General features: G+C 44.4%; 4 protein-coding genes. 1 reads left to right on the forward strand and 3 read right to left on the reverse strand.

Annotated features, from left to right (window positions below; translation table 11 throughout):
- Positions 1 to 853 (forward strand): Dam family site-specific DNA-(adenine-N6)-methyltransferase (locus QVA83_RS04815; protein ID WP_287498186.1); only part of this gene is annotated, 853 nt, incomplete at its 5' end.
- Positions 854 to 936: 83 nt separating this feature from the next.
- Here the strand turns inward: QVA83_RS04815 and QVA83_RS04820 are convergent.
- From QVA83_RS04820 to QVA83_RS04830, 3 genes are all read right to left on the reverse strand, one after another.
- Positions 937 to 1137 carry a DUF2970 domain-containing protein gene (locus QVA83_RS04820; protein WP_014948028.1) on the reverse strand — a complete coding sequence of 67 codons (201 nt, stop codon included), beginning with the start codon at positions 1135 to 1137 and terminating at the stop codon, positions 937 to 939.
- A 9-nt stretch (positions 1138 to 1146) separates the two neighbouring features.
- Complete coding sequence (locus QVA83_RS04825) at positions 1147 to 1455, reverse strand: hypothetical protein (protein ID WP_014948027.1); 309 nt, start codon at positions 1453 to 1455, stop codon at positions 1147 to 1149.
- Positions 1456 to 1627: 172 nt separating this feature from the next.
- A partial coding sequence (locus tag QVA83_RS04830; protein WP_287498187.1) for a TorF family putative porin occupies positions 1628 to 2160 on the reverse strand: 533 nt, incomplete at its 5' end.

A 2160-nucleotide genomic window follows, 5' to 3' on the forward strand; every position in this document is an offset into this window, starting at 1 on the left:
AAAATGGGCCGGTGGCAAATACAGCTTGGTTGAGCATATTCAGGCCAGATTTCCGCAAGCCAATAAACTCATTGAACCGTTTGTTGGAGCCGGATCTGTATTTCTGAATACGCAATACAAACGCTACCTGCTTAATGACATCAATCCTGATCTCATCAACTTATATAACTTCTTAAAAGCACAACCAGACGCTCTGATTAACGACGCGCGCGCATTTTTTGATGGGAGTCGCAATGAAGAAAAGATGTACTATGACTTGCGCGAAGAGTTCAACGCAACGCAAGATGAATACTACCGAGCGATTCTTTTTCTTTATTTAAACCGACATGGGTACAACGGTTTATGCCGCTACAGCCTTCAAGGGCGTTTTAACGTACCTTTTGGCCGCTATAAAAAGCCTTACTTTCCAGAAGACGAGATGTTTGTGTTTTCGGAAAAGTCGCAAAAAGCGACGTTTACTTGTCTTCCTTTTGAAAAGGTTTTTTCTAGAGCTAGGCGTGGCAACGTTATTTATTGTGACCCACCGTATGCTCCTATCAGCAAGACTGCAGCGTTTACCAGCTATGCGGCGCGAAGCTTCGGACAAGAATCTCAAGAGAAGCTGGCTGAGCTCGCCACCCGCGCGTCAAAAAAGCGAGGCATACCCGTACTCATCTCAAATCACGATTTACCGCTAACTCGGTCGCTTTATCACGGGGCAGATTTCAGTATGCTGTCAGTTAAGCGTTCGATAAGTCAAAACGGTGCAAAGCGACAGCCTGTGGATGAAATTTTGGCTTATTTCCCTCCAGCTAACGTCGCACCAAAGCGAAAGACTCGAAAAAAGAAGACGTTTCACCGCCCTTCAGTTTAGTGTGTGGTGCCTAAAAAACGTCTTATAGGTAGCGCATCGACCGCCTTACCCGCATACGATTTTACTGTGTATTAACGCAATTGCTATGCGCTATAGCCCGTATACCATTTAACGAACATAAAAAGCGTAACAACAAACAGCACAACCAAGATTACACCAATGACGGCGAAGCTTATAAAAGTGCCTTTAGTAAAGTCACGTTCGTAGTTTTTATGGCTCTGAACACCAAATAGACTAGCAACTACACTACCTAGAACTGACCAAAAACCAGTACCAGACTGCATAATTTTCCCCTAAGTGTCGTTAGCAGGTGAGGTGAAATCTCGATTACCTTCGTCGCTGTGCATCAACTCAAGTAGGTCTAAAAAGTGGAATTGGAAAGATGATGATTTCCCCGCTATCCATGACAGCCAACTGACTTCCTCAACACCCTCTTGATGACGGGCACATTGGTTTTGAATATGGCTTGCGGGCAACTTGGGGTTGAACTCCGTAACGGGTTGGAATTCGCATACTGACGAGTGTGAATTTGGCGTACTTGTGACCGCAACGCTAACAAGCGCTACCGCTCCACAAATCGCAAAAAATGGAAGAACCTTCATCCTGAATACTCCTTACACTCGTTTAAAAATTAATCTCATTATAATCAAAAGCAGGTTACGAACAAGTTAAAAATGCGTTGCTTTTAAAAAATGAAAAGCCTAACGGAAACACATTAGGCTTTTAGTACTCAACGTTTTGATAAAGGCCATCCAATGGCCGCTACAAAGTAGTTTATAGCTCGAAGTCTACTGAATACGCTACGGTAAATTTAACGGCGTCGTTATCAAACTCGTCGTCACCGCCCATGTCGTCAAGGTCGGTACCGGTGATGGCGAAGCTAAAGCCGTCTTTTGCTATTGAAATACCATAGTCCATATAACCTTCAACGCCATTAAACGCTTCAGCGAAGTCACCCTCGTGATAACCCACATGGAAACCAAGCTCAGTGCCATTCAGGATTTCTGTAGTGTAACCAAGAGACGTATAAGACGCTTGAGCAAAACCAAAGTCCTGGTCTTCGCCTTCGTCAGCTTCAGTGTGCGCTAAAAGGTATACAGTAAGGCTTAACCCGCCCATACCTACAGACCCATAAACTTCTGCAAAGTCGAAGTTCGCTTCGTCATCGTAGTTGTAGTAAAGGTAGCCAAAGTCATAGGCAATACCGTCAGACTCACCTGAGAAACCGAAGTACATATCGTGCTCATATGAATATACGTCACCTGCACCGTAGTTCACGTTAGACGCCCTCTCACTTATACACATCT

Origin of the sequence: Alteromonas sp. AO-Serp (assembly GCF_017849675.1) — a bacterium.
In the GTDB taxonomy this organism is placed as follows: domain Bacteria; phylum Pseudomonadota; class Gammaproteobacteria; order Enterobacterales; family Alteromonadaceae; genus Alteromonas; species Alteromonas macleodii.

What these genes read in the sequence shown, in the direction of transcription:
- QVA83_RS04820 (WP_014948028.1), bottom strand. Translation starts at nt 1,137, where the DNA reads ATGCAGTCTGGTACTGGTTTTTGGTCAGTTCTAGGTAGTGTAGTTGCT.
- QVA83_RS04825 (WP_014948027.1), bottom strand. Translation starts at nt 1,455, where the DNA reads ATGAAGGTTCTTCCATTTTTTGCGATTTGTGGAGCGGTAGCGCTTGTT.